The following is a 24,944-nucleotide window of genomic DNA, read 5'->3' as shown; positions in this document are numbered from 1 at the left end:
AATTGGCTATTTTTTCAAATCTTCGATCGAGTTGACGTTTTTCATATAAGTCGGAACAACGAGACCCATGCGAAGACCCTTCATACTTGTACCGAGGTCATCATATTTTCCTTTAAACTTCGCTGCATACGTTTTATGCGTATTTGGAAGCCATGCAGATAATGATGCATCAGCACTTCCGGTTGCAATTGCTGTCCACATTGGGCCTGCTTCAACCTGAGTCAAGGTCACTTTAAAACCAAGCTCACGCAATACCTCTGCGGCCACATTGGTACTTGCAATCTCACTATCCCACGCAACGTAGGCAAGATTGATTTTGTCACCGTTTGACTTTTTCACGCCTTTTGTCCATTTCGCTACTTGATCTTTATGCTTTTTCACATATTTAACAGCAGCATCCGTTGGTTTGACGCCATCTTGAATATCAAGCATCACTTCGCCCATATCATCTTGAGACCATTTAAATTGACTGAGCATTTTGGCTGCTTCCGGTTGATCCTTCGCAAATCCTTTACGTGAAATGGTGTGAATTTCTTCTTCTTCACCATATGATTTTTTCGGATCATCTAAATATTTTAAATCGTAGCGGGAAAACATCCAGTGAGGATTCCAGCCAGTGATGATAATCGGTTTTTTACGGTCATACGATTTCTTCAATGTCGCTGTCATCGCTGCACTTGAGGCAGACACAACCGTCCAATCCTCTAAACCGTAGTCCTTTTTCGCTTGATCCGTCAGCGCCATAATACCTGAACCCGGATCAATACCGATAATGGTTTTATTCACTTGCTGTGCTGCACTCGCATTTGAGTCCGACTTTGCACCACAAGCAGCTAGTAAAAAGACAAGCAGGGCGGTCATCCCAATGTAGAGAGACTTTTTCCACATTAAGCATTCCCCCTGGTTTTTTTCGTTTTAATGTTTTGTGTAATACGATCCAGTGTAATCGCCACGATAACAATGGCAATACCTGCTTCAAAACCAATCCCTGTTTTCAGCTGTGTTACCGCACTATATACTTCCGAACCAAGTCCTGGTGCACCAACCATTGCCGCAATGACGACCATGGATAGAGCAAGCATAATACTTTGGTTAATCCCAGCTAAGATGGTTTTTGTAGCAAGTGGAAGCTGAACTTTGAACAAACGCTGGAATGTCGTTGAACCAAAAGCTTCTGTTGCTTCAATTAAATCAGATGGTACTTGTTTAATACCGAGAATGGTCATACGAATCGTTGGCGGCATAGAGAAAATAACCGATGCCACAACGCCAGGTACTACTCCGATGTTAAAGAAGAAGATTGCTGGTAAAAGATAAACGAATGCAGGCATTGTCTGCATTAAGTCTAAAATAGGTGTGACAATTTTACGCACCGTTTCCTTCTGTGATGCCCAAATACCGATCGGAACCCCGATCACGATAGAAATGACCACAGCTGTCAGAACGAGCGCAAGTGTTTGCAGCATTGGCTGCCAGTAGCCTAAATAGTCGATCAGTAAGAATCCAATAAGTGTGAAAAGAGCAACTCCTCTTGTACTGATCCACCAAGCAATGCCGGCAAAGATAAGCGTTAAAATAATGGATGGAATGACGCCAAGTGCAGCTACAATACCATTTACTGTTCCAGCTAATCCATTTGTGATGCCATCAAAGAAACCACCAAAGGTTAATGTTAACCAGTCAACAAATTGATCGATATAATCCGCGAACGGAATTCTAGGTAAATCACTCATACTAAACATCTTATTCTACCTCCTGTGCAGAAGGCTCTTGTGCTTTAATTTCCTCTAGCTTGTTAGAAGACATGTTGATATATTCATCATTACCTGATAATGCACCAATCAATGCACCTCTGACCACAATACCCTTCATTCTGTTTTTCTCATCTACAACGGCAATTGGAATATTTGCCGCATCAGATACTGCATCAAAGATCTCTGTTAAATACGTTGATTCCAATACTGTCGTAAATTCTTTATCAAGAACAGTTTCTAGCGACGCACCCGTTTCTGCCGCTTTTTTCGCTGCTTGTGCAGAAATAACACCTAATAAATGCTTTTTCTTATCAACTGCATAGATAGACGAAATACCAAGGTTCTTCATGAGCGTGAGCGCAACACGTGCCCCTTTATCAATCTGAACTGTTTCTGCACGTTTCATAATATGACCAGCGGTTAATACTTTAGAAAGGTCTACATCTTCAACGAAACGTTCAACATACTCGTTCGATGGGTTCATCAGAATTTCTTCTGGTGTTCCGATTTGAACGATATTCCCGTCTTTCATGAGGACAATGCGGTCGCCAATACGAAGCGCTTCATCTAAATCATGCGTGATGAAAATAATTGTTTTTCCTACAGACGTATGAAGCTCAAGCAATTCATCCTGCATGTCTTTACGAATTAATGGATCTAGTGCGCTGAATGCTTCATCCATTAACAAAATATCAGGGTCATTAGCTAGTGCACGTGCCAATCCAACACGCTGCTGCATACCGCCACTTAATTGATTTGGGTACTGCTCTTCAAAACCTTCAAGTCCAACAAGCTTTAAAGATTCAAGCGCTTTAGAGCGGCGCTGTTCTTTCTCTACACCTTGCAATTCAAGCCCGTATTCTGTATTCTCCAGAATGGTACGATGCGGGAACAATGCGAAGTTTTGGAAGACCATGCTGATCTTTTTCCGTCTGACTTCACGCAATTGATCCTTTGACATATTTGTTATCATATCCCCATCAATATAAATTTCGCCGGAGGTTGGTTCGATTAACCTATTCAGCAGCCGCACAAGTGTGGACTTTCCGCTCCCTGATAGCCCCATGATGACAAATATCTCGCCGTCATACACATCAAAATTTGCTCGATTGACACCAACTGTTGCGCCGGTCTCTTTTAGGATTTCTCTTTTTGTCTTCCCTTTTTCAAGCATTTGAGATGCTTTTTTAGCATTTTTACCGAAAATTTTAGATACATTATTTATCTTGATTTTGATCTTTCTCTCTTCAGAATTCATTTTTTCCCTCCAAATTAGCATCTTTATAACCGTAACATAAGCGTTATGATGCGAACAATCTTTAGAATTCGCTTATTTCCGTACAATATGTATGAATTCCATATAGAGGTCTGGTGATTACAGTTTATACGCCGTATTACTCGTAAATCCTATAGAATGCTTCATAAACTACATATTTTACGGGGTATTTTCTCTCACCAGACAATATTTTACTGGAAATTCCTTATTGTGCTAAAAAATAAGTCGAATCCTTGTGGTAGCGGGCTTTTTCTTTCATGGGTGAACCATGCCCCTGAACAGGATTTACCCGAAAAAGGTCACATAAAAACCTTTTTTCTCAAATTTTAATCAAATTCATGAAAAAACTGCCTGCAACTTTCGTTACAGACAGCCTGTTTTTTTAGGACTCTAGGGCAGCTCTCTTAATATTATCTTGAAGTTCAAGCATACGTTTTGTTCCGTCCTCACGTAATCGTTTGTTTTCTTCTTCAATCTGCTTCGTCTCTTTCATCCCTTGTACAATCGTATTAAAGGATGATTCGATCGTTTCAATGTCGATGCTTGGACGACCTGATAATTTAGCAATCTCAACACTTTGACTTGAGATATTTTCAGCATTTCGTTTCAGCATTTCATTCGTTCTTCTATCCAGCTCACTCATGGAATCAGCCACAAGCTTTTGTCTCTTCGCTGTTACCGCTTGAATGATTCCATTTTTGAAAATTGGAATCGTAATGATGAAGGCAGAGTTAATTTTCCCGATTAATTTCGTATTACCACGCTGCAGCAAACGGATTTGTGGTGCCGTTTGAAGTGCCACCATCCGTGCCATATCAAGATCATATACACGCTCTTCAAGCGCTTGAATCCCATTACGAAGCGTATCTAGCTCCATTTGTGCCAGCTGGTTTCCCCCCGCCGCTTTTTCTTCATAAGAAGGAACCAATTGTTTTAATTCTTCGATCTTCATTTGCCCTGCGACGACATACTTTTCAAGCTCCATATAGTATTGAATGTTATGCTCATACATTTCTTCAAGCGTAACCGTCGATTTGGTCATTTCATCTTTGTATTTACTGATTTCCACATTGATTTTTTCAATTTCTGCACCGAGCGTTTGATATTTGCTGAAAATCTTCTCGATCATGCTGCCACCGCGTTTAAAGATTTTTGATAACAAACCGCCCTTTGGCTCGTCAAAATCATTTTTATCAAAACGATCCATAATCTTTCCAAGCTGTGTAAGCATCGTTCCTGAGTCTGTGACACTTGTTGAACGCATCATAGAGAGGATACGGTCAGAAAACTTAGAGATTTCGACAGCCGGCTGTTTTCCGTATTCAAGCAGTTCAAGCTGATTTTTGGCATCAATCTGTCTCGCAATGTTTTGGACTTCTGGTTCATTGCGCAGCTGAACGCGAATATCGTCTGCCTTTTCAATCGTGATTTCCTCTTTATCAATTGAAATGATGTCATTTCCGTTTGTATTTGTCATAAGCTTTGATCTCCTTATCGGTTTTTAATGGATTGAAATAACTTTCTCACAATGGACGGCTCTTTAAACTCTTGGTTCATGACCATTTCATCAAGCCAATGTGTATCAAATAATTGATCGTCTATATACCGCTCTATACACTGATAGCCGGCGGGATGATACACGAAGAGATCCACACCCATTTCATTTAGGAAAATCAGGGCAGCCGCATCAGAACGAGTCAGCTCACCATTATATTCCGTATGGTATAAAATCACTTTCGGCACAGTTTGGGCATAATCAAAGGTTTGAATGAGTTCAATTACATCTTGGTTCATATGCAAAAGCTGCTTGAATAAATAAATACGCACATCTAATTCGGTCTCATGGCCTTCTTTTAACAGCTTTGGATGCTGACATATGCGAGAAATGGCCTCTGCGATCGCACGCTGCGTGCCCTCATATAAATGCGAAAACTGCCACACATTGCTTTTCATTAACAAATCAGGGTCAACCTCTCCTGCTTTAGAGAGTGCATGCTGATAATGAAATTGATAATTCGAAGACACTTCTTGTGTGAAAGGGAAATGACGGATCGTTTTCGTTTCTTTCCCCTCCATTAGCGTATGGATACGGTCCCAATATTCTCGCTTGTCTCTCGTCACCCCCATCATCTTCGCAAAAAGATTCGGAATCTGTATGGTGTCACGGTCTGCTTTGAAATTCGGGCGGATAAACGACCGTTCCTTTGCAATTAAAAACAGCTCATCATACGTTGTCTTTAGCGTAATAGAATGAGGGGTATGATCTCTGAATTGCCATGGCTTATACAGCATGGAATCTTCTGTGTGAAGTACCTCTTCAAGCTCTCTTGTCGAACGGTACGCCACCGTTGATTTCCTCTCAGGCTTTTCAGTAGGGAACGGTTCAAGCTTTGACGTCCCTGGATACTGATCAATAAAAGTCAGCTTTTCTTCTGGATCTAATTCACGAAATTGATCCTTGCCTTCTGGATGAAACAGCACCACATCACAGCCAATCAGCATGACATAGTAAAGAAAATAAAGCTGACTTTTATTCGCCTCTCCATACCAAATGACAGCTGGCATTTTTTCTTCCAAATTGCCTTCCTTCAGCCATGGTCCTAGATGATTATTTGAAAACTTCACTACATCTAGCAGCACGCGGCGGAAATCAGGATGCTGGAATCCCCCTTCATGCAACTGCTTGAAATGTTCAAACACCTGGATTAACGAAAGGCGAATATGCCGGTTCATCACTGGGTTTGGATGACGGACAATGAGCTGTTCACCATCTAAGAAAGCCACAAATCGATTCACGGACAATCCCTTTTCTTCCTGATTGATCATATGAATCCGCTGGAGCGCTTGAAAGTGCTCCGGCTCAATATGCCGGTTGAGGGTTTCACTTAAAATATGCATGCCGGCAGTTTCGTATAATTCATGTAAATAAATAAAATAATCGGTTGCATCATGCGGAGTTCCAAGGACACGGGCGGCGAGACGCGGCAAGGATAAGGTGTGCTCGTCCTTGACGTAGCCGTCTCGTTCAGGGAGCGGCTTTTTCAGCAGGTTTTTCCAGGCTTCCTGTTTCGCCCGTGTCTGGGTTACATTGATTTCTTTATAGCTCACGCCGCTCCTTCCTTTCTCCTATATTTTCTCGAAAGCTACTACTATCATATCATTCAGCCTTCTACTTCTGCTATCGAATCGAAGGCTTTTTTGCTGTGTTCATCTTCTTTGCGACAGAAGCGGCGATTTCGTCTGCCGCCGCCATGCCAGAGGCTGTCGTCGGTTCAAGCGATAGATCAACATCTAAGACTTCCCCATGACTCGGAGCGAAGCCTTTATCCGCTTGACGTATGAGATCAGCATCTAACAAGGAGTCGCCCGCACCATATACATATTCAAGGTGTAGCCTTTCTTTTAGAAAAGCAACAGCAGCCCACTTATTGAGCGGCTTTGGAATAAAATACAGTTTCCGGCCTTGAAGGGAAACTTGCCAGCCTCTCTCCTCACCCCACAGCCTTAATTCAGCGAGCGGAATATGAGAAAGAAACTCGTCTTTCATAATTAAATAAAGAAATCTTCCCTCAGCTGTTCGAGTACGTTTCACCCAAGCGGCAACCGGAAGTTCAGAGATCGCCCGCAGCATATCTATCACTGGCATACACTCTTGCAGTCTCTCATCTACAATCGCCTGCCACTCCTCAAGTGGCTTGCCGTGATGAAGGATACAGCCGCCGTTTGTCGTGACGGCATACTCTGGTTTAATCTCTTGCTGAAAGAGAGTGATTCGTTCAAATTGTGCTGTCGTTCTTGTCGTCACTGGGATAAACCAGCCTGCTTGATGAATTGCCTGTAAGGATGCTTTCGTTTCAATAGACATGTAGGAAAGCGGCCGGTCGTCCAGCACCTCAATTAATTCGTATGCTCCCTTGTATGCATACTGCTCCAGCATTCGATGTGAGTATATCAGTGTCCGGTCTAAATCACTGGCAAATGCGATATTCTTCATGACGATTGCTCCAACGGACGGATGAGTCCGCAGCATGTGTAGGACATGTTGGCATATTCAATGACGGGCACGCCTCTGTCCTCTGCGAGTAGTAAAATGTGCTTGAGCTTTTCCCGAGATCCAGGCTGAATAAGTATTTTCCAAGGGACTCTTCTGAGCAGCACACGGGTCGTCTCACCGACGCCCGGCTTAATCAAATGTGTATTGTCTATTTTGAACTCCTGACCAATTGCTTCAATGGATGTCATCCCCCGCCAATCAGGAGGCGTTCCTTGTGAGAGCAGAGTCTCTGCTTTCTCTTGTACATTTGCCTTAAGTTCAGAAAATGCTTCTTCAATTGTATTCACGTACAGATTAGAGACATCCTCATCAATGAGCTCTTCATAATACTTGGCCCCATGGAAATCATCGGCATGGATCCAGCGGTTGTTTAGCACCGTTCGACTAACTAGGCCAGAGACCGTTGAATTCAAGCAGGCACTTGGAATGAGGAAATCCTCTCTCGTTCCGTAAACACTCGTACAATAACCAGGATCAGCAAGCACAGCTAGCTCACTCGAAAGACGAATTCCATATTTCTGTTCAAAATCAAGCACCGCTTTTTGAAGCTCTTTAGAAATAGCACCCTTTCCGGTCCAGCCGTCAATAAAGGCAATCTCAAAACCTGGATGTTCTTTGAGGATATAATGTAGCGCATTTTCATCTATTCCACGGTCACGAATAATAGAGATGCTATAATGCGGCAAATCGAGACCATACGTCTTTCTGATATACCGTTTAATGAGCACCCCGATTGGTGTCCCAGCCCGTGCCAAGCTGCACAGAACGGTTTGAAATCCTCGCTTTTTCACAATTTGTTCTGCGACAACCGCTACGGCTTCCGCTACCTTTTGCTTACTTTCTTCAAGAGATTGATAGAATAAGTCCATATAAGATGCCGTCGGCTTATATTCAATTGGCAGCATTTCTGAGTAATGGGCACCGCTCTGAATAGAGCGCTCCCGCTCCTCAGTACTTTTCTCCATCTCAATCGACGATAAATCCTTGAGTAAGAAGGTTACGTCCTGCTCTGGATAGCTTCCCATCTTTGTATACACGTTAGTCATTCACCTTCACCTCATCTGATAAAGTCACAATATGCACATGCTTCACATGCCGCTCAGCAAATAAGTGGATCAGCGGCATCAAAGCTTCTTGAGACACCTTTTTCTCAAAAAACAAAAAGACATCATCGTACTGATCTTTAGGGATATTGTACACATAGTGCTGAATGCGGGCATCTTCTGGACTCAAAAATGCGAATCCGTTTTGAACAGCGTACCCTTCCTTTTCAACCGGATGAATCGGACTTCTTGTCGTCGAATGAAAAAGGACACCTTCGCCCATATGAGTTGCAAGCCTCATCGGCACATACATCAATTCTCCTGTTCCTAAGCAGAGTGTCTGTTTTCCTTTTCGTTTTCGCTGAAGCTTCAGCCCAGCCTCAGCAGCTGCTTGATCAATGGCATCCGTGTCCGCTGCGCTTAAACCGAAACGACCTGTTTCATGGATATACGGCGAATGCCCCGCCGGATTGACTGCATGGGAAAGTGAATATGGCACTTGCTTAAAGAAGGATTGAAGAGAATGAAAAGAGAGTTCAGGTCTTTTCTCTTGCGCAGCAATTTCATACGAATAAGCAGGCTCATCCAGCGTTGTCCCCCGAAACATCATCTGCCCTTTTAATAAAGATAATGATGTGATATTTACACCTAGCTCCTCTTGAAGCTGAAGCATCGCTTCCTCGTGCTCCTCTGTTCTCCAATCTAAAATGGATAGAATCGTATAAGAGGATCTAGGGTGCTTTGCGTGCAGATCCCGAATGATGTTCATATTTGTCCGGCCTGTCGTGACCTCATCATCTACTAGCACAATCGGGCGATCCGTCCGAAGTAAGGCGTCGTCTGCGTAGCAAAGCTGATCTGTCGCATGAGAATGTTCCTCTTCAAATACGAGTGAAGGATCAAGATCCAACAGCTGTTCACGTGTCGTATGAATGTAAGATGCTCCTTCTATGACGTCATACACACCATGACCAAGCGCAGTTGCCGTTTCAGCAAAGCCGATCACAATCGGCTCGTTTACCGCCGAAAGCTTCTCTTTTTTGAGCGCAGCATAGGCTTCGGTTAACTTAACATGATCATTCGTTTTTAGTGCTTCTACTATATCGTCTTGATGCGGGGGCGTCTTGCCTGTTTGTTCTTTTGCATAAGCCATTGCCAAAAGACCTGAGACGAGGAGTGGTTTCAACGGGTGAACAGGCATATGTTTCCCGAGCACCTTACTAACAAATAAAAAGGCTCTCTTTTTGTTCACCCGTGCCGCCATGTCAAAAAGATGTTCTTTTTCAAGCTGAAGCGTACCCCCTTTGAGGTTAAGCTCCACCTCCATATGTTCCAAGATGTTCAGCGTATGCGGCTTCTGATTCTGTGAGTATGTCGATATAGCTTCTATTTTCATGAAACACCCCGTAAATGTCTGACTTCATTAAAATGTTTTCCGCCCAGCGATAGTGCGGCTTCGTTTCGTTCATTTTATTAGAGAAGGTACTCTTCATCACGCCGACTGTACCATCTGCATGCTCTAAAATACTTAATGCATCCATGTACTCTTCTTTTGTGACAACGTACATGCTTTGAACTGGCTTGAGATGCGTTGGATGGATGACTGTCTTGCCATGAATACCGTTTACCACATCCAGCCTTGTCTCTTTGAGCAGACCTTGCATATGATCGAGTTCAGATGAGGAAGACTCACCGCTCTTAGAAATTGCACGGATGAATGGATTTTGTTCTTTTCGTGCCGGTCCAAAATGCTCCCATACAGCACCTGATATCACAAATGAACGACCAAAATAATTGATGATATCTGTGATCAACTCAGCAATGACTCTGATCTCATAAATAGTGGTCTCGCGATCACGGCGAATGCCGTATAATCCACACAGATCCGTTGCCCCAATGCGAATATTCAAAATATATTCCTCATCATTCAGCATGATCTGCTTTAATTCAGACAACACCTGATATCTCGTTTCTTTTTCTAATAAATCTGGTGTTTCTAAAATGGGCATTCCGTAAAGTGTTTTCTGAGTTTGTGCTGAAGCCTGTTTCAAACTGTCCACATATTCCTTTGCATTGTGAACGGAGCACTTTGGAAACACAAAACCAGTCAGTAAATGAAGAGAGGGACCAAGCAAATCTGCCATTTTGAGCAGCTGTTTGGGCGAACGGACCCGAATAAATAAAAGCGGCAAATGCTCAGCCATTTCTGGAGAGTGATGAAATGTCTCAGAAAGGCAGGTCAATTGTGCCACTATATTCTGTTCAGCCATGTCCACTTCCTGATCACCAATGGCGTCCTCCAAGCAAAACACAACAGAGCAAAGCGCTTCATATTTCTGCGAAAGCAGCATGTCTGCTACATCCTGTCTTGTCGCAGGCATATACAAAGTAGCACCTAATGCATGCGCAAGTACATGCCTTGGCGTCAATGAATGAACTGCCGCCGGCCGCTTAAAAAAAATATCGTGCTGCCTCGTCTCTGATAAAAAACGAAAATATCGCATGCAGTGCCACCTCCTGTTGTAATGACTTGATGATTCAAAAAAGGATGGAGCCGCTAGTCAACTCCATTCCTTTTTGATCGTCCTATTCTTCTTTTGAAGCCGCAGCTTCGTTTGTTACACCTTGATGCTTCTTCTTATTGATTTTATGAACAATAAACGTTCCGATAAACGCTAGGATAATAATCGCAAAGAATGCAAGATGCGGGATTTCAATATGAGCAGCACTTAAGCCCATTTTGATGGCAATAATTCCAATGAGAATAAATGCCGTATTCTCAAGCTCTGGTATCCGGTCGATGAGCACAAGGAATAATTGTGCCACTGTACGCATCATGAGAATTCCAAGCATTCCACCTAAAAGAAGAATCCATACTTCCTCAGATACAGCGAATGCAGCAAGAATACTGTCTACCGAGAAGGCAAGGTCCATAATTTCTACAGAAATAACAGTTGCCCAGAAGACGCCAAATACACGAATCATCCAGCCTTCTTTTTTCAATTCCTTCGCTTCGTCATCTCCGTCACCTAACCAGAAGTGCTTAATGACCAGCCAAGCTAAGTATGCAGCGCCTAGAACCTTAATCCACCAAAACTTAATAAGTAGCATCCCTACGCCAATAAATAGAAAACGGAAGAAATAAGCGCCAATTAATCCGTAGGTTAATGCCTTTTTACGCTGCTTTTCAGGTAAATGTTTCACCATAACAGCTAATACAAGTGCATTATCCGCTGACAACAAACCTTCAAGCACGACAAGGGTCCCAATAAGCCCCCAAGAGACAGGGTTTGTTAATACCTCTGCCCACATATGCCAATCAAAAAACGAGGCATACGTGTCCAACATATGTTTCAAAATGTCCAACTGGTTTTCCTCCTATAAGTGTAGAAGCATCAGCAGGCTTTCGCCTGCTGTTATTCTTGATCGCTGTTTCTTTCTCACTTTGGAAAATACCCTCATATGAGTCATTGGCAGCGCCTCTTGAATGAAGTTGTTTCTTCTCTTTACACTTCTAACCCATAATTTTGACAAAGAGCTGCAAGACCGCCAGAGAATCCGCTTCCGATTGCGTTAAACTTCCAATCGCTGCCGTGTCTGTATAGTTCGCATACAACGACAGCTGTTTCAATTGAGAAGTCCTCCCCTAAATCAAAACGAATCAATTCTTCCCCGCCCTCTTCATTTACAACACGAACAAATGCATTAGAGACTTGTCCAAAATTCTGGCTGCGCGCCTCTGCATCATGAATCGTAACTGTAATTCCGATACGATCAATGTTAGCAGGAATTTTCGAGAAATCAACGAGAATTTGCTCGTCATCTCCATCTCCTTCACCCGTACGGTTATCACCGGTGTGAGTGACACTGCCGCTTGGATGCTGCAGATTATTATAGAACACAAAGTCTGTATCTTGTTGACAACGATTGTTTGCATCTACTAAGAAAGCCGAAGCGTCCAAATCAAATTCGGCTCCGTCTGAATATTTATTCGTATCCCAGCCAAGTCCGATCATCACTTTTGTCAGCCCTGGGTTGGTTTTCGTTAAATCGACACGTTGTCCTTTTGAAAGCTGAATCGCCATATTCGTATCTCTCCTATCTTCTGAAAATATGAAAACGGGCGTTACCCGATATCTAAGCCGAAGTCTGTTGCAATGCGGGCAAGTCCGCCTTGATAGCCTGATCCAACAGCTGAGAATTTCCACTCTCCGCCATGACGGTATAATTCACCTACAATAATCGCTGTTTCAATTGAAAAGTCTTCTGCCAAATCATAGCGAATGAGCTCTTCATTTGATGCCGCATTTAAAATACGGACGTAAGCGTTAGACACCTGTCCAAAGTTTTGGCTGCGTGCTTCTGCATCATGGATTGTAATGACGAAGGAGATTTTCTCAATACTTGCTGGTACAGTTGAAAGATCAACATTGACCTGCTCGTCATCTCCGTCTCCTTCACCTGTACGGTTATCGCCTGTATGTACGATACTTCCGCCACCGCCAGTTGTTTGATTGTAGAAGACAAAGTCAGATGGAGAGTTTGCTTTCCCTGCTGCATCTAAAAGGAATACGCTTGCGTCTAGATCAAAGTCATGTCCGCCATCATACTTGTTTACATCCCAGCCAAGACCTACGACTACTTTTGTTAAACCTGGATTCGTTTTTGTTAAATCAATTTTTTGACCTTTCGCTAAAGAAATTCCCACTAGGAACCTCTCCCTTCTAATTAAATGTAGTTTCTCGTAATATCGGCAAGCTTCGCATCGTTTGTACCATTTCCTACAGCTACAAACTTCCACTCATTCTCGTGGCGATAAAGCTCTCCAACGATTAATGATGTTTTACCTGCATATTCATCTTTCAAATTATATTTCACTAATTCTTGATTGTTTGAACGGTCAACAATTCGGATGTAAGCATTTTGAATCATACCAAAGTGTTGGTTTCTTCTAAGTGCATCATAAATGTTCACAACGAACACCAATTTATTCACATTGCCTGGCACCTTGCTTAAGTTGACGAGAACTTGTTCATCATCTCCGTCTCCTTCACCTGTCAGGTTGTCACCTGTATGCTCAACACTGCCGCATTTGCTTTTCAAGTTACCAAAGTAAATCAAATCTTTATTTTCAACAAACTTATCATTTTTCAGCATCAGCACTGAAGCGTCACAATCAATATCAGCGCCGCCTCCGCCGCCAAACAGCTTTCCAAGAAAACCGCCGCCTTGTGACACAGGGTCCCAGCCAAGTCCAACTAGAATATTGGTTAGTCCTGCTTTTCCTTTTGTTAAATCAATACGTTGACCTTTTTCTAATGTAATCGCCAAATCAATCACTCCTCCAGCATAATAAAAATCTATTTATTAAGCGATGGACCCTATTAAAATCATCATACATGAAAATTCGACAAAATTCATGAAATGACATTGGAGCCTCTTACTCTTTTTTCTATTTACTAGTATATACGATCTATGTATAAAAGAGGTTTCAATATGATGATATTTTTTTAAAGAAAGATCCATGGCAAAAATGATTCATGTCGTAAAAGAAGTGTTTCATGTGAAACATTGTCGAATGTTCCCGTTACACAGCCTCTCGCTTAAACGAAGGGATCGATGCCGCTTCATATGTTGATATAGAAAATTCATGTACATAGCTGTGATAAACCCTTTCATTTCCTTCCGTTCCTGACTTTCTTTATACTTATGAATAGAATTCAACGTATTGATGAAAGGGTGTTGATGATGCCATCACTTCATATATTAGATCAAGTCGCCATCCCTAAAGGCCAATCCGCACAAGAAACATTGGTTCATACGACAGAGCTGGCCAAGCTTGCGGAAACACTGGGGTATGAGCGATATTGGTTTGCTGAACACCACAGCACGAGAGGACTCGCGAGTACAGCGCCTGAAATATTAATGGCACATATTGCTTCACACACATCGACTTTGCGCACAGGCTCTGGGGGTATTTTACTCCCGCAATACAGCCCTTTTAAAGTAGCAGAAGTCACCCGCCAGCTTGAAGCCCTTTACCCTGGGCGGATTGAGATCGGGGTTGGTAAATCCCCAGGCGGAATTGAACGGACGAGACTTGCTTTGACAGACGGCGTGAAGAAAGAACTATCTCAATTTGACCGCCAGCTGGAGGACCTTCTTTTTTACTTATCTGACAGCCTGCCTTCTGGTCATCGGCATGCAGGAGTGAAAGCGGCTCCGCTCGTTGATTCTTATCCGCCAGTCTGGCTGCTTGGACTCGGGGAAAACAGTGCCATCCAGGCGGCATCACTTGGAATCAACTATATTTTCGGACATTTTATTCATCCTGCACGAGGCCGGCAAGCTTTTGAAGCGTATCGGTCACACTTTTCTCCATCCGTTTTCTCACGTCAGCCTCAGTCTATGTTTGCTGTCTTTGTGATCTGCGCAGACACAGACGAGGAAGCAAGCCGCATTGCCACCAGTACAGATTTATGGCTACTTCGGGTTGAAAAAGGGCTGGACAGCCGCGTTCCTTCTATAGAAGAAGCAGAGAACTATCATTACACTGAGCAAGAAAAGAAAAAAGTGTTACAAAACCGCCAGCGAATGATTGTTGGCTCAAAGCAAACAGTGAAAGAACAGCTGCAAATCTTAATGGACCGCTATCAAACGGACGAGATGATGATATTAAACAATTCATTTGATCCAATGGAAAAACAGCGTTCCTTTGAACGAATCGCAGAACTATTTTGAAGCCAATCTTTCATTGGCTTCTTTTTTACATTGTCATAAAAAATGGGAAATGTAACATCGAGATGTCAAAAAGCTTCCTTCTGTCATCTGATCGCAAATGTGTCTTCTAATCGTTAGCGAACTGTAAACGCATGGTAGGTGTACCTTTTATATAGTAGAGGTACATATGAAGTAACGGTTTACAATGCTGAGAAAGGAAGGAGATGACTGGCCATGAATAAACGACTCGACTGGGTGGATGCGGCTAAAGGAATCGGCATTCTGCTCGTCGTTATGGCACATGTACCCATTCCTGATTCATTCAAGCAATTTATATACTCTTTTCATATGCCACTCTTCTTTTTACTATCAGGTATGATGTTTCGATCATCCTCACAACCTGCTCTGTCATTTATACAGAAAAAAGCAAAAAGCTTGCTCTTACCTTATCTCTATTTCTCCATTATTACGTACGTTTTCTGGTTCACGGTGACCCGATTTTTCGCCTTTAAGGGGCAAACAGATATTGATCCCTTCGTTCCTTTTACAGGGATTTTCATTTCAAATGCCGATGAAGCAAGACTGACGCATAACCCAGCCATCTGGTTTTTAACGACGCTCTTTTTAGTGGAAATGTTGTTTTTCTTGATGCATCGTCTGACAAAAGGAAAACCAGCTGTATTGATTTTACTGACCGTCCTTTGCGGCGGAGCCGGATATGCTTCCACGCTATTGTTAAACCAGAGTCTCCCTTGGAATGCCAACGTTGCGTTAACGGCTGTTGTGTTTTATTCAATCGGATTTTTAGCAAAACAATGGTTTGTGGAATTAAAAACAGATCCTACCCTTCTGTTATGTACAGGTCTGCTTGTACTGACTGCATATATGCAAAGCTTTAATTCACGAATTGATATGCGGGTCAATGACTATGGGGATCTATTCATTTTTTATGCTTGTGCACTGCTCGGTTCAGCTGCTGTTATTTATTTAAGCTTCAAATTGAAAACGTCCACGATATTGACGTATCTCGGACGTCATTCCATTGTGATTCTCGTCCTGCAATTTGCCGGTATCGATATCATGAAGGCATTTGTTTATTACGGACTAGGCATCAATATCTCTGATACAGCGCAGCTTTCTTGGACGCTCTTTTATACGATCGGTACATTGCTGCTCATGGTGCCATGTATCTCTTTCTTGAGCAAGTATCCTATGCTGCTCGGCAAACCAGCAAAGTCAGCACACCGCTACAAAGAAAAAACATCCGCCGGCTAATGGGGCGGATGTTTTTCTATTATTCATCATTTAATTGAGAAGGATAAAGCGTCATTCCTCCATCAACAAATAATGTAGTACCTGTAATATAGGCAGCTTCTTTCGATACGAGAAATGCAGCGGCGGACCCAATCTCCTTTGGCTCGCCAAACGTTCTCATTGGAATTTTCTCAAGCTGCTTTTGTTTTTTCTGTTCATCTTGAAGGTCGTCATTTGATTCCGTTGCCATTGTACCTGGTGCAATCGCATTGACCCGAATACCCGCTTCGGCATAATCAAGAGCCAGCGTCTTCGTCATCATATTCATTCCTCCTTTAGAAGTAGAGTAATGAACATTGAACGGACGCGGGATCTCTTGATGGACACTGGATATATTCAAGATTGATCCTTTCACATCATGCTCCATCATATAGGCGATTGCTGCCTTTGCTCCTAAAAATGAGCCTGTGATATTCACATCAATGACCTTTTGCCATTGTTCCAACGTCATTTCATGCGGCATTGCTTCTTCACCATTAAATCCCGAATTATTGACGAACACATCTAGTGCGTTAAAATTCTCCAGCGCGGCATCCATTAACGCCTGAATCCCTTCCTCTTTGGAGACATCTGCGTGTACTTTCACCGCCCTACCTCCATGCTGCTGAATGGCTTGTACCGTTTCTTCAGCACCCTCTTCATCACCTTTATAATTCACAACCACGTTCATTTGTTCTTGTCCAAATCTCAAGGCAATGGCTTGTCCTATGCCTTTAGAAGAACCTGTCACAATGGCTGTTTTCCCTTTTAAATCTTGATACATCTTCATTTCCTCCAATCACGTGCTTCATCTTGTTGATACACAATGGTTACCCATTTTGAAAAAAAGAAAAACACAATCCTCTTGAATACAAAGGATTGTGCTGTTCATCAAGCTAAAAGGTGTTATAAACATTCTCACATGTTTCAGCTGTGGGCTGGTAAAAGCAATGTGACTTATACCTTGCCACAAACGGCTGATTGTACCAAGTGGATGGACAATTTCCAGGCGGTTTGAAATACCAAAGGCTGAATTTCGCAGGCCAAAATCGTTCACCATTAATGTTCCTCCGTGCAAGTGTCTTTTCACTTTCTCGTGCTCGCTGATAAAAATAGCCATGCGTGACTGCCTCAAACGCATGCTCCTGATAAATCATTTGTGGAATCGTACGCAGCCCTTTAAAGTCAGAACAGTTGGCACGCAAACGATTGATGCCTACATTTCCTACAAGCAGCATCCCTTGTTTCCCTTCACCTTCCGCTTCGGCTCTCAGCAGTCTGGCCATTAAATCAATATCAGAGCTTGTCGCTCTTACCACTGCCATACATCCACCTCCCATTCATTTCTCTTTTATTTTATGTAGGGTTTCTGTGTAGATGACTGCCATTTTGAAGGGAAAAGACACATTCCGTGTCGAGAGCCTGTCTAAATACCTCAACATTTCGCTGGACAAGTGTCTCTATGTCAACAACACACAAACCTAGTGATCATACACATCACAGGAAAAAATATTCATTACTAACGACTCATTTACAAGTCATAAAAATCCTTCTATTTGCTACATCTTCTTCAAAAACAGTCATTTGAACCTATTCAATAATCCGACTCAAAACCTTAAAATATAAAATGTTGAGTTTTTACAGGAGATTTCAAACAATAAAATACACATTTCTCCTCTCAACATAGTGTCATTTTTACTACTTGAAGTGGATGAACCTTTCGAACGCACTGAGGTATTGACAGTACTTTCGCTTCATTCTACAGTAAAAAACATACAGTATTTTTCTTTTTGTGCAAAAAGAACGATATGAACTAAAGCTTTCCAATGAAATTCACCATAAAACCCGAGGAGGAAAACATCTCATGTTTAAAAAGAAATTATCCCTGTTTCTTCTGATTTTGTGTGTAACTGTTGTCGCTGCTGCTTGTAGTGGTGGAAAAGACAAAACTGCTGCGAAAGAAAGCGATACAAAAAAATCCCTTGATGCAGCTGAAGTAAAAGTAGAAAGTGCTGAGTACACTTTACCACCTCAATACGATACATCTGTTCAGGATGATCAATATGTCCTAAAAGTGAATGTATCTGTAAAAAACATCAGCAAAGAACCATTGAATGTGGATAAAAGCAACTTTACGCTTTACCAAGATGACGCTCAGGTGTCTACCATCTCTCCTGATGACTACAACGAAGTATTATCTTCAAGCTCTCTAAATGCAGGTAAAGTATCAAAAGGCGGTCTTTTCTTTGTGGTTGATAAAGAAAAAGACTATCAACTTGTCTACACAGAGCCTGGTACTGGATCGAAAAAAGATGACAAAACACTAGAATTCGATATTAAAGGAAAAGACTTGATGAAAAAGGCAGATACACTTCAAGCGTCTGCAAAAGCCCTTTCTTCTTATATTGATGTCATGATCTTTGGTAAGAAAAATGACGATTTCGAAAAACTAACAGGTGATAACAAATCAACTGTCGTAAACGAATTTGATAAATCATTCAAACAAGGCTACATTTCTTCTTCTGGTATTTCATCTAGCTCAGCAAAAGACGAAAACCTTGATAAGCTTCTAAAAGCTGTGAAAGAAACATTAGCTGAAAAATCAAAAGTATCAACGAAAACAAAATCAATCAGCGGTGATAAAGCTGTCGTGACTGTGACACTTACACCAATTGATGCAAGCCCGCTTGTCGATCGTTTAAAAGAAAAAGCAACTGAATTCTACAGCAAAAACCGTACAGCATCTTATGATGATGCACAGAAATATCTACTTTCTATCTATCCAGATGAATTTAAAAAATTAGGACCATCATCTTCTGAAGAAACAGTAGAAGTGAACATGAAGAAAAACGATATCGACCAATGGAAACTTGATTTGAACGACTACAAAACAAGCTCATTGGTTGAAAAGTTCATCAAGAACTAAAGAAAAACCCCCGGTTCCCGGGGGTTTTTTGTTATAATTTATCATCTGGTTAGCGACAGACAAGAAGTGTTGCAGCTGGAGCTAATACAAAAGGTAAACCATTTAAAGAAATAGATAAATCAAAAACAAGCCCCAAAAAGGGTATTATTATCACTGGCATCCCTATAAAAGGACTCCAAAAGCTCATGCTTATTACGGAGGTCCTGTTAAATAGTAAATAGAGGTGAATCATGTATCATTACGAAAAGCTATATAAACAGTATTTATATAAAAAAGATCAATTGACTTTTACTAAAGAACAAGTCGTTGAGATGATAACGTCTAAATTTAAAGCTAGAGAATTTTCAAAAACAAAGATTTTAGATTTAGTAAATGATGATCACTTTGAATATACTAAGATATATAAATGTTTTGTCATTGATGATCCGAGTATATTGATTCAATTGTTTTCGAATGAGGAAAAAAAGGATCATCGTGAACAAGTACTTCATAATCGTCTCCATCCGTTAAATCCTAAAAGAGTAAAAGAATGGGATTATAATCATTTATTGCTTGATGAACAAGAAGGTAGAAGAATTGATATTATTTTAGAAAGTAAAGATGGAGTATATGTTTCAGAATTTACCGTAAGAGCTAGTTGCGAAAAGCTTGATAGGTATATAAATGCTTTAATTGTAGGTGCACTTATTGAAAATGAGTTAGAAGAATATCCAGTTGATATTCATGACGAGTATTTTCAATTTTATTTAGAGAACTTGTATCAATTCGGTTTCTTAGACTAAAACATACGGTGATCGGCATTCACTTGAAAACGCCCTCTATCATAGAGGGCGTTTCTTTATTTCGCAAGCATCCATTTCTCTTTCATAAACAAGCTTCTCACGATGACAAACAAAATCATCACTGTCAGCGCCGAGGAGCCGAGCGTCAGGGCAATCGACATCGGGTCAACGATGCCAAACATCAATTGCTTGCATAGTGCGTGAATATTAAGGAATGGGATCGCAAAGTAATACGTATCTAGCTGCGTAGCGCCTGCTCTCATGGTGAAAAACATCGGAATCACACCTAGTGTAATGATCATGGACATGTACGATTGTGCTTCTTTCACTGAGCTTGAAACGACACTGAGCAGCAGTTCAATCATGGATACCATGAATGAGAAAATAATTAATGCCGCTAACATAACGCCGATGATGCTCCACACTTGATCTCCGAAGTTCAGCGCTTGTTTCAGTTTTTCTGTAAAGAGCAATGTAGAGAGCAGAAGCATGCCAATCGCCACAATGCCACTTAATATACCAAACATAGAAACAGCTAGCCATTTTCCAATTAAAAGCTGAAGTCTGCTGGCCGGTGTCAGGAATAAAGCTTCAATTGACTTTCTATCCTTTTCACCTGCTACGATATCAAGCGCAGCTGGCAAAGCACCTGAGATCACAGAGGTCACTAAAATCATTGGAAGAAGAATCGACAGCAGCATGGTGGTCACCCCGTTTTCTCCATCCCCGTCCTCTCCTTCTTGCACATCAACCGATTGCACCTCAAACGGATGAATCACTGACGATTTGATCTGATCCTGTGCCAAACGCTTTTCTACGACTTGATTTTGATATTGTTCAAGCAATGATTGCAGCATTTGAACCGCAATCACTGAATCATCATCTGTTGGATACCCATGGACTTTAATGGCAAACGATGTTTGATGCTGAAGCATATCGCCTGCATCTTTTGGCATTTCTAGATAAGCATTTGCCTCACCGTCTTTAACGGCTTGCTGCGGGTCATCAAATGTTTCAAGTTTCAGGTTTTTCACTTCTTTGATCATGTCATTCATATCGGACGGAAGCTTTTCATTGATTGCGACTGTATACGTTTTATCGCCTGGATCAGCGATCATGCTTTCGTAGAAAAACACGAGTCCGAGCATCGTCAAAAGAGGGATCAACACTGTTAAGAGCAACGTTTTCCTGTCTCTGAGCGAATCTGTCATTTCTTTTAAAAAGACGGTTTTCCACATTATGCATTCCCCCTTGCGAGCTTCGACATAAAGATGTAATTCAAGTCTTCACTTTGTTCCTGTGCATATAATTCTGGAAGCGTTCCTTTGTACACGAGCTCCCCTTGATGAATCATCATGACACTGTCACAAAGCAGGCTGACTTCTTCCATGATGTGGCTTGAAAATAGAATCGTTTTATTTTGCTGTTTCAACTGATGAATAAACTCTCTGAAAATATTACTCGATGTGATATCTAAACCTGTTGTCGGTTCGTCAAACAAAATAATGTCAGGGTCATGAATCAATGTTCTGGCAATCGCCACCTTTTGCTTCATCCCTCTTGAAAATCCTTTTACCTTGCGATCCATGTACTGCCTCATCCCGAATCGCTTTGCTAAATCCTCAATTCTTGCTTTGATCTCATGCTGATCCAAGCCATATAATTTCCCAAAGTATTCAAGGTTTTCACGAGCCGTCAAACGGTCATAAAGTCCCGTCTCACCGCCAAACAAGACCCCAATTCGCTTTTTCACTTCAGTTGCTTCTTTGACTGTATCAAAGCCTGCAACATTGACTGTTCCATGAGTAGGCTCCAATAATGTCGCAACGGCGCGTAATAATGTGGTTTTCCCCGCACCATTTTCTCCTAAGATGCCGACGACTTCTCCTTCCTTCACGGAGAATGTCATATGTTTCATCGCCTTTACGACTTTTTTCTTATCTGTAAACCAGCAACTACAATCGCTGAGAGTAATCATTTGGTTCGCCCCTTTCGACTATCTACGTCTATGATAGAAAAAATACCGCCTGTCTGACATAAAAATGTCGCGAAACGTCCTTTTTCTGTCTTGAAATGATCCATTTTAAAAAACAAATGGTAAAATAGACAAATAATAAGAAGAGTCATAGGTGATTTTTATGATAAAAGTAGGTCTTGTCGATGATTACCGAGTGGATTTAGAAAAGCTGCATGCCATTGTCGGCAGAATGGATGCCGTTGACATCGTTTTTGTGACGCAGTCAGCGGAGGATGCATATGAGAAGGTCAAACAGGGCGACATTGATCTATTGTTTGCAGACATTGAGATGCCTGGCATGTCAGGCTATGAATTAGCAGACCTTATTCACTCTCACGCACTGAATGTGGATGTTGTATTTGTGACGGGAAACAGTGGGTATGCTGTCCATGCCTTTGATTTGAATGTCCATGATTATATTATGAAGCCTTATCAAGCTGATCGAATCGCCAAATCCTTAGAGCGCTACATGTCCACCAAGCAGGAGAAAAGCATTCACGGACGGCTTCTCATCAAGCAGCAATCAGATATCCATGTACTGCAAAAAAAGGATGTCATCTTTGTTGAACGTACTGGCAGGTCGACGACCATTGTCACAACAACAGGAGATATTCAAACATACCAAACTCTCAACGAGTTAAAAGGTGATTTAGCTGAGAAAGACTTTATCCGCTCCCACCGCTCGTTTATCATCAATATTCATTACATTAAGAACTTTTCGGCGTATGCCAAAAATTCATTTATCGTGTCTTTTGAAGGGACTGATAAAAAAGCCATGATGACGAAGCAGCAATTAGAATACTTTAAGAAATACTACTTTTAAGGAGAACGAACGTGAACGCTTTCTATCTTGGATTTCGCATATATACGCTCATCTGGCTCGGTCTTGCAGTTCAAGCTGCTGCTAAAGCTGTTCTGCCTTTGTCATCAAGCATGGTGTGGCTTCTGACCTTTTGCATCATGTGCCTTTACACCTTTTTCATTTACAAAAGGTTTTGGCTAGGTATGAGTGGTTACGTGATATTAGGCGCTTTTGTGCTCATCACCTGTTCAGGCATTTCACTTTTTCTCACGCACGGAAATGGACTAAGCCATCTTTTAACTGTCATCATCATTTTGACAGCCGATCTCCTTTCCTTCAAGGTGATGCAAACGGAGCAACGATTAAATGGACGGCTTCAAGAGCTGATCCATGCTGAGTCGAGGACCAATGACTTGCTGCTTGAGCTGCGAAGTAAACACCATGAAACAGCTAGACATTTAAATGCCTTTTCCGCATCGAATGACGAGCATGAGATCAAAGATTTGATTCAGCAATACGTAAAACATTTCCCTTGGATCAAAGGGGAAAATGCTTATTTGGCTTCCACCCTTCATTCCTTTTTCCAGCGGGCTGAAAAAGAGGACATTGCCCTTTCACTAGATCTTCAAGCACCCTTTTCTTCTCTTCCTTTTTCTAAGGCGGATCAGGTGAGTTTTACTGGCAACCTGCTTGATAACGCATTAGATGCCGCCATTGAAGCGAAGCAAGCTGGGAACGAGGGAAGCATCTCGATCACGACTTCCATACGGAGCGGGCTCTTTTTGATTCATTGTGAAAACAGTACTAAGGGCATGGAAAAACACGTATTAGATCATCTGTTCAAGACGTTTGGCCGCTCGACAAAAGGCGGTGATCATCAAGGTATGGGTACTTATATCATTCATCAGCTTGTTGAAAAGGCAGACGGCACGCTTGATTTTACGTATCGTTCTCCAAACCTGAGGCTCGTGATCAAGATTCCTCTCACAATGGCATAAAAAATAAGGTGCTACTTGGCACCTTATTTTTTATATTATGAAAAGATCTGATCGATTTCGTTGATTTCTTCTTTTGTTAATTGAACATCGTTTGTTTTCAAGTTTTGTAAGACTTGCTCGGCTCGTTTTGCACCAGGAATAATGGCATCAATGCCATCCTGCGCCAACAGCCACGCCAGCGCTACATGGGCTGTTTCGGCATGTTTTGATTGCGCAATGGTCTTCAGTTTGTCTACTTTTTCGAGGTTTTGAAGGAAAGCATCGCCTTGGAAAAGCGGGTCCTTTGCTCGAATATCATCAAATGTCGCATCCTTTGTAAACTTCCCAGTCAACAGGCCTGACGCCAATGGAAAATAAGGGATAAAGGAAATCCCATGCTCCACGCAGTATGGGAGAAGGTCTTGCTCGGCCTGACGTTTCAGCAGAGAATACTCTGATTGAAGCACGTCTAAGTATCCATCTCGATTAAAGGTTTGAAGCTGTTCAAAATCAAGGTTTGATGCCCCAATTGCCCGGATTTTCCCCTCATCCTTCAATTCCTTTAAAGTACCTGCCACTTCATCCAGCGGCGTGCGGCCGTCTGGGAAATGCATATAGTACAAATCAATATAATCGGTTTGCAACCTCTTCAGGCTGTCTTCGACCTGCTGTCTTAAGAAATCACGGCTATTGTCCAGTTCGATTTGTCCGTTTACTTCTTTATGAGCCCCTTTTGTCGCAAGAACCAGTTCGTCTCTGCCGCCTCTTTTGGCAATGATCTCACCAATCAATTCTTCTGAACGGCCCAGCCCATAAATAAAAGCAGAATCTAAGAAATTGACACCATGATCAAGAGCAGTTTCTACTAGCTCCCGCCCTGCATCTTCACTCAGATTCGGGAATAAATTATGGCCACCTACTGCATTTGTTCCAAGCCCTATCGGATTCACCTGTAAATCAGTTCGTCCAAGCGTTACTTTTTTCAAAAGCTCATCTCCCTTATCTGCTTAATCATCCTTATTTTCCCATGAATCATTTTCAACATTCAAGTATTCTGCTCTCTGAAAATCAATCTGGAGGTGGACGCTTTGAAAGAAAAAGATTCGTATGATGAAGATATACTTAAACGAAAAGCTTTGCGATGTGAATCCTAACACATCTTTTAAAATGAAAACTACCTCCATTTCAAGATTTTTACACACAAAACATTTAAAACTCATGATAAATAGATAAATTAATTCTTATTAACTAGTATATTCTACTTATTAAATTCCGTTTTTTATAGGTATTTGTGTAAAAA

General features: G+C 41.7%; 24 protein-coding genes. 6 read left to right on the top strand and 18 right to left on the bottom strand.

Going from position 1 to position 24,944, the window contains the following annotated elements; genetic code table 11:
• Positions 1-6: 6 nt before the first annotated feature.
• The 13 genes from MKY11_RS01690 to MKY11_RS01630 all read right to left on the bottom strand — a co-directional run bounded on the left by MKY11_RS01690 (position 7) and on the right by MKY11_RS01630 (position 13,458).
• Positions 7-888, bottom strand: coding sequence for a glycine betaine ABC transporter substrate-binding protein (locus MKY11_RS01690; protein ID WP_024718998.1), 882 nt, complete (start codon positions 886-888; stop codon positions 7-9).
• A complete protein-coding gene (opuAB, locus tag MKY11_RS01685) occupies positions 888-1,733 on the bottom strand; it encodes a glycine/proline betaine ABC transporter permease subunit OpuAB (RefSeq protein ID WP_024718999.1) in 846 nt (281 codons plus the stop codon). Before opuAB ends, MKY11_RS01690 begins: the two co-directional genes overlap by 1 nt.
• A gap of 10 nt (positions 1,734-1,743) precedes the next feature.
• Positions 1,744-3,012, bottom strand: a complete 1,269-nt coding sequence (gene opuAA, locus MKY11_RS01680; RefSeq protein WP_045034621.1) for a glycine/proline betaine ABC transporter ATP-binding protein OpuAA — start codon at positions 3,010-3,012, stop codon at positions 1,744-1,746.
• A 400-nt stretch (positions 3,013-3,412) separates the two neighbouring features.
• On the bottom strand, positions 3,413-4,507 hold the full coding sequence (locus MKY11_RS01675) for a toxic anion resistance protein (protein ID WP_024719000.1): 1,095 nt from the start codon (positions 4,505-4,507) through the stop codon (positions 3,413-3,415).
• Between the two features lie 14 nt (positions 4,508-4,521).
• Positions 4,522-6,138 carry a YceG family protein gene (locus MKY11_RS01670; protein WP_337903000.1) on the bottom strand — a complete coding sequence of 539 codons (1,617 nt, stop codon included), beginning with the start codon at positions 6,136-6,138 and terminating at the stop codon, positions 4,522-4,524.
• Between the two features lie 70 nt (positions 6,139-6,208).
• Complete coding sequence (locus MKY11_RS01665; protein WP_058336322.1) at positions 6,209-7,024, bottom strand: HAD family hydrolase; 816 nt, start codon at positions 7,022-7,024, stop codon at positions 6,209-6,211.
• The gene (locus tag MKY11_RS01660) at positions 7,021-8,130 is read right to left on the bottom strand and encodes a cysteine protease StiP family protein (RefSeq protein ID WP_135010191.1); all 1,110 of its coding nucleotides are present in this window, start codon (positions 8,128-8,130) and stop codon (positions 7,021-7,023) included. The genes MKY11_RS01665 and MKY11_RS01660 overlap by 4 nt, the downstream gene beginning before the upstream one ends.
• Positions 8,123-9,454 (bottom strand): phosphoribosyltransferase family protein, encoded by a 1,332-nt coding sequence (locus MKY11_RS01655; RefSeq protein WP_135010338.1) that lies wholly within the window; start codon positions 9,452-9,454, stop codon positions 8,123-8,125. Before MKY11_RS01655 ends, MKY11_RS01660 begins: the two co-directional genes overlap by 8 nt.
• Positions 9,438-10,631 (bottom strand): HpcH/HpaI aldolase/citrate lyase family protein, encoded by a 1,194-nt coding sequence (locus MKY11_RS01650; RefSeq protein ID WP_135010193.1) that lies wholly within the window; start codon positions 10,629-10,631, stop codon positions 9,438-9,440. The genes MKY11_RS01655 and MKY11_RS01650 overlap by 17 nt, the downstream gene beginning before the upstream one ends.
• An 82-nt stretch (positions 10,632-10,713) precedes the next feature.
• Positions 10,714-11,493 (bottom strand): TerC family protein, encoded by a 780-nt coding sequence (locus MKY11_RS01645; RefSeq protein WP_007498342.1) that lies wholly within the window; start codon positions 11,491-11,493, stop codon positions 10,714-10,716.
• Between the two features lie 140 nt (positions 11,494-11,633).
• Complete coding sequence (locus MKY11_RS01640) at positions 11,634-12,212, bottom strand: TerD family protein (protein WP_342501770.1); 579 nt, start codon at positions 12,210-12,212, stop codon at positions 11,634-11,636.
• A 41-nt stretch (positions 12,213-12,253) separates the two neighbouring features.
• Positions 12,254-12,835, bottom strand: coding sequence for a TerD family protein (locus tag MKY11_RS01635; protein ID WP_008342133.1), 582 nt, complete (start codon positions 12,833-12,835; stop codon positions 12,254-12,256).
• A 20-nt stretch (positions 12,836-12,855) separates the two neighbouring features.
• Positions 12,856-13,458, bottom strand: a complete 603-nt coding sequence (locus MKY11_RS01630) for a TerD family protein (protein WP_008342134.1) — start codon at positions 13,456-13,458, stop codon at positions 12,856-12,858.
• Between the two features lie 417 nt (positions 13,459-13,875).
• Here MKY11_RS01630 and MKY11_RS01625 point away from each other — a divergent pair, with 417 nt between their 5' ends.
• Both MKY11_RS01625 and MKY11_RS01620 read left to right on the top strand, forming a co-directional pair.
• Complete coding sequence (locus MKY11_RS01625) at positions 13,876-14,868, top strand: LLM class flavin-dependent oxidoreductase (protein ID WP_045034624.1); 993 nt, start codon at positions 13,876-13,878, stop codon at positions 14,866-14,868.
• A 213-nt stretch (positions 14,869-15,081) separates the two neighbouring features.
• Positions 15,082-16,122 carry an acyltransferase family protein gene (locus MKY11_RS01620; RefSeq protein WP_178929540.1) on the top strand — a complete coding sequence of 347 codons (1,041 nt, stop codon included), beginning with the start codon at positions 15,082-15,084 and terminating at the stop codon, positions 16,120-16,122.
• Between the two features lie 19 nt (positions 16,123-16,141).
• Here the strand turns inward: MKY11_RS01620 and MKY11_RS01615 are convergent, their stop codons facing one another.
• A complete protein-coding gene (locus tag MKY11_RS01615; protein WP_072367531.1) occupies positions 16,142-16,924 on the bottom strand; it encodes a glucose 1-dehydrogenase in 783 nt (260 codons plus the stop codon).
• 112 nt (positions 16,925-17,036) lie between these two features.
• Positions 17,037-17,465 (bottom strand): cell wall hydrolase, encoded by a 429-nt coding sequence (locus MKY11_RS01610; RefSeq protein ID WP_008342138.1) that lies wholly within the window; start codon positions 17,463-17,465, stop codon positions 17,037-17,039.
• Positions 17,466-18,004: 539 nt separating this feature from the next.
• Here MKY11_RS01610 and MKY11_RS01605 point away from each other — a divergent pair.
• Positions 18,005-19,066, top strand: coding sequence for a DUF4352 domain-containing protein (locus MKY11_RS01605; RefSeq protein ID WP_024719008.1), 1,062 nt, complete (start codon positions 18,005-18,007; stop codon positions 19,064-19,066).
• 230 nt (positions 19,067-19,296) lie between these two features.
• Positions 19,297-19,848 (top strand): hypothetical protein, encoded by a 552-nt coding sequence (locus MKY11_RS01600; protein ID WP_251211054.1) that lies wholly within the window; start codon positions 19,297-19,299, stop codon positions 19,846-19,848.
• Positions 19,849-19,904: 56 nt separating this feature from the next.
• Here MKY11_RS01600 and MKY11_RS01595 read toward each other — a convergent pair whose 3' ends face one another.
• Both MKY11_RS01595 and MKY11_RS01590 read right to left on the bottom strand, forming a co-directional pair.
• Positions 19,905-21,086, bottom strand: coding sequence for an ABC transporter permease (locus MKY11_RS01595; RefSeq protein WP_046526598.1), 1,182 nt, complete (start codon positions 21,084-21,086; stop codon positions 19,905-19,907).
• Entirely contained in the window at positions 21,086-21,826 is a 741-nt protein-coding gene (locus MKY11_RS01590; RefSeq protein WP_007498365.1) for an ATP-binding cassette domain-containing protein, read from the bottom strand. The genes MKY11_RS01595 and MKY11_RS01590 overlap by 1 nt, the downstream gene beginning before the upstream one ends.
• A gap of 160 nt (positions 21,827-21,986) precedes the next feature.
• Here MKY11_RS01590 and MKY11_RS01585 point away from each other — a divergent pair, with 160 nt between their 5' ends.
• Both MKY11_RS01585 and MKY11_RS01580 read left to right on the top strand, forming a co-directional pair.
• Entirely contained in the window at positions 21,987-22,688 is a 702-nt protein-coding gene (locus MKY11_RS01585) for a LytTR family DNA-binding domain-containing protein (RefSeq protein WP_007498366.1), read from the top strand.
• Positions 22,689-22,699: 11 nt separating this feature from the next.
• Positions 22,700-23,665 carry a GHKL domain-containing protein gene (locus MKY11_RS01580; RefSeq protein ID WP_251211055.1) on the top strand — a complete coding sequence of 322 codons (966 nt, stop codon included), beginning with the start codon at positions 22,700-22,702 and terminating at the stop codon, positions 23,663-23,665.
• A 35-nt stretch (positions 23,666-23,700) separates the two neighbouring features.
• Here the strand turns inward: MKY11_RS01580 and MKY11_RS01575 are convergent, their stop codons facing one another.
• Positions 23,701-24,630 carry an aldo/keto reductase gene (locus tag MKY11_RS01575; RefSeq protein ID WP_178896794.1) on the bottom strand — a complete coding sequence of 310 codons (930 nt, stop codon included), beginning with the start codon at positions 24,628-24,630 and terminating at the stop codon, positions 23,701-23,703.
• Positions 24,631-24,944: the final 314 nt, after the last annotated feature.

Source organism: Bacillus sp. FSL W7-1085, from assembly GCF_038595035.1.
Lineage (GTDB): Bacteria > Bacillota > Bacilli > Bacillales > Bacillaceae > Bacillus > Bacillus altitudinis.
This window is presented reverse-complemented; position numbering and strand designations above follow the sequence as displayed.

Excerpts from the sequence above, each read along its gene's own strand:
- MKY11_RS01625 (WP_045034624.1), top strand. The coding sequence starts at position 13,876 with ATGCCATCACTTCATATATTAGATCAAGTCGCCATCCCTAAAGGCCAA.
- MKY11_RS01675 (WP_024719000.1), bottom strand. The coding sequence starts at position 4,507 with ATGACAAATACAAACGGAAATGACATCATTTCAATTGATAAAGAGGAA.
- opuAB (WP_024718999.1), bottom strand. The coding sequence starts at position 1,733 with ATGAGTGATTTACCTAGAATTCCGTTCGCGGATTATATCGATCAATTT.
- MKY11_RS01595 (WP_046526598.1), bottom strand. The coding sequence starts at position 21,086 with ATGTGGAAAACCGTCTTTTTAAAAGAAATGACAGATTCGCTCAGAGAC.
- MKY11_RS01655 (WP_135010338.1), bottom strand. The coding sequence starts at position 9,454 with ATGGAGGTGGAGCTTAACCTCAAAGGGGGTACGCTTCAGCTTGAAAAA.
- MKY11_RS01660 (WP_135010191.1), bottom strand. The coding sequence starts at position 8,130 with ATGACTAACGTGTATACAAAGATGGGAAGCTATCCAGAGCAGGACGTA.
- MKY11_RS01605 (WP_024719008.1), top strand. The coding sequence starts at position 18,005 with ATGTTTAAAAAGAAATTATCCCTGTTTCTTCTGATTTTGTGTGTAACT.
- MKY11_RS01640 (WP_342501770.1), bottom strand. The coding sequence starts at position 12,212 with ATGGCGATTCAGCTTTCAAAAGGACAACGTGTCGATTTAACGAAAACC.
- MKY11_RS01620 (WP_178929540.1), top strand. The coding sequence starts at position 15,082 with ATGAATAAACGACTCGACTGGGTGGATGCGGCTAAAGGAATCGGCATT.
- MKY11_RS01650 (WP_135010193.1), bottom strand. The coding sequence starts at position 10,631 with ATGCGATATTTTCGTTTTTTATCAGAGACGAGGCAGCACGATATTTTT.
- MKY11_RS01665 (WP_058336322.1), bottom strand. The coding sequence starts at position 7,024 with ATGAAGAATATCGCATTTGCCAGTGATTTAGACCGGACACTGATATAC.
- opuAA (WP_045034621.1), bottom strand. The coding sequence starts at position 3,012 with ATGAATTCTGAAGAGAGAAAGATCAAAATCAAGATAAATAATGTATCT.
- MKY11_RS01600 (WP_251211054.1), top strand. The coding sequence starts at position 19,297 with ATGTATCATTACGAAAAGCTATATAAACAGTATTTATATAAAAAAGAT.
- MKY11_RS01610 (WP_008342138.1), bottom strand. The coding sequence starts at position 17,465 with ATGGCAGTGGTAAGAGCGACAAGCTCTGATATTGATTTAATGGCCAGA.
- MKY11_RS01590 (WP_007498365.1), bottom strand. The coding sequence starts at position 21,826 with ATGATTACTCTCAGCGATTGTAGTTGCTGGTTTACAGATAAGAAAAAA.
- MKY11_RS01585 (WP_007498366.1), top strand. The coding sequence starts at position 21,987 with ATGATAAAAGTAGGTCTTGTCGATGATTACCGAGTGGATTTAGAAAAG.
- MKY11_RS01615 (WP_072367531.1), bottom strand. The coding sequence starts at position 16,924 with ATGTATCAAGATTTAAAAGGGAAAACAGCCATTGTGACAGGTTCTTCT.
- MKY11_RS01690 (WP_024718998.1), bottom strand. The coding sequence starts at position 888 with ATGTGGAAAAAGTCTCTCTACATTGGGATGACCGCCCTGCTTGTCTTT.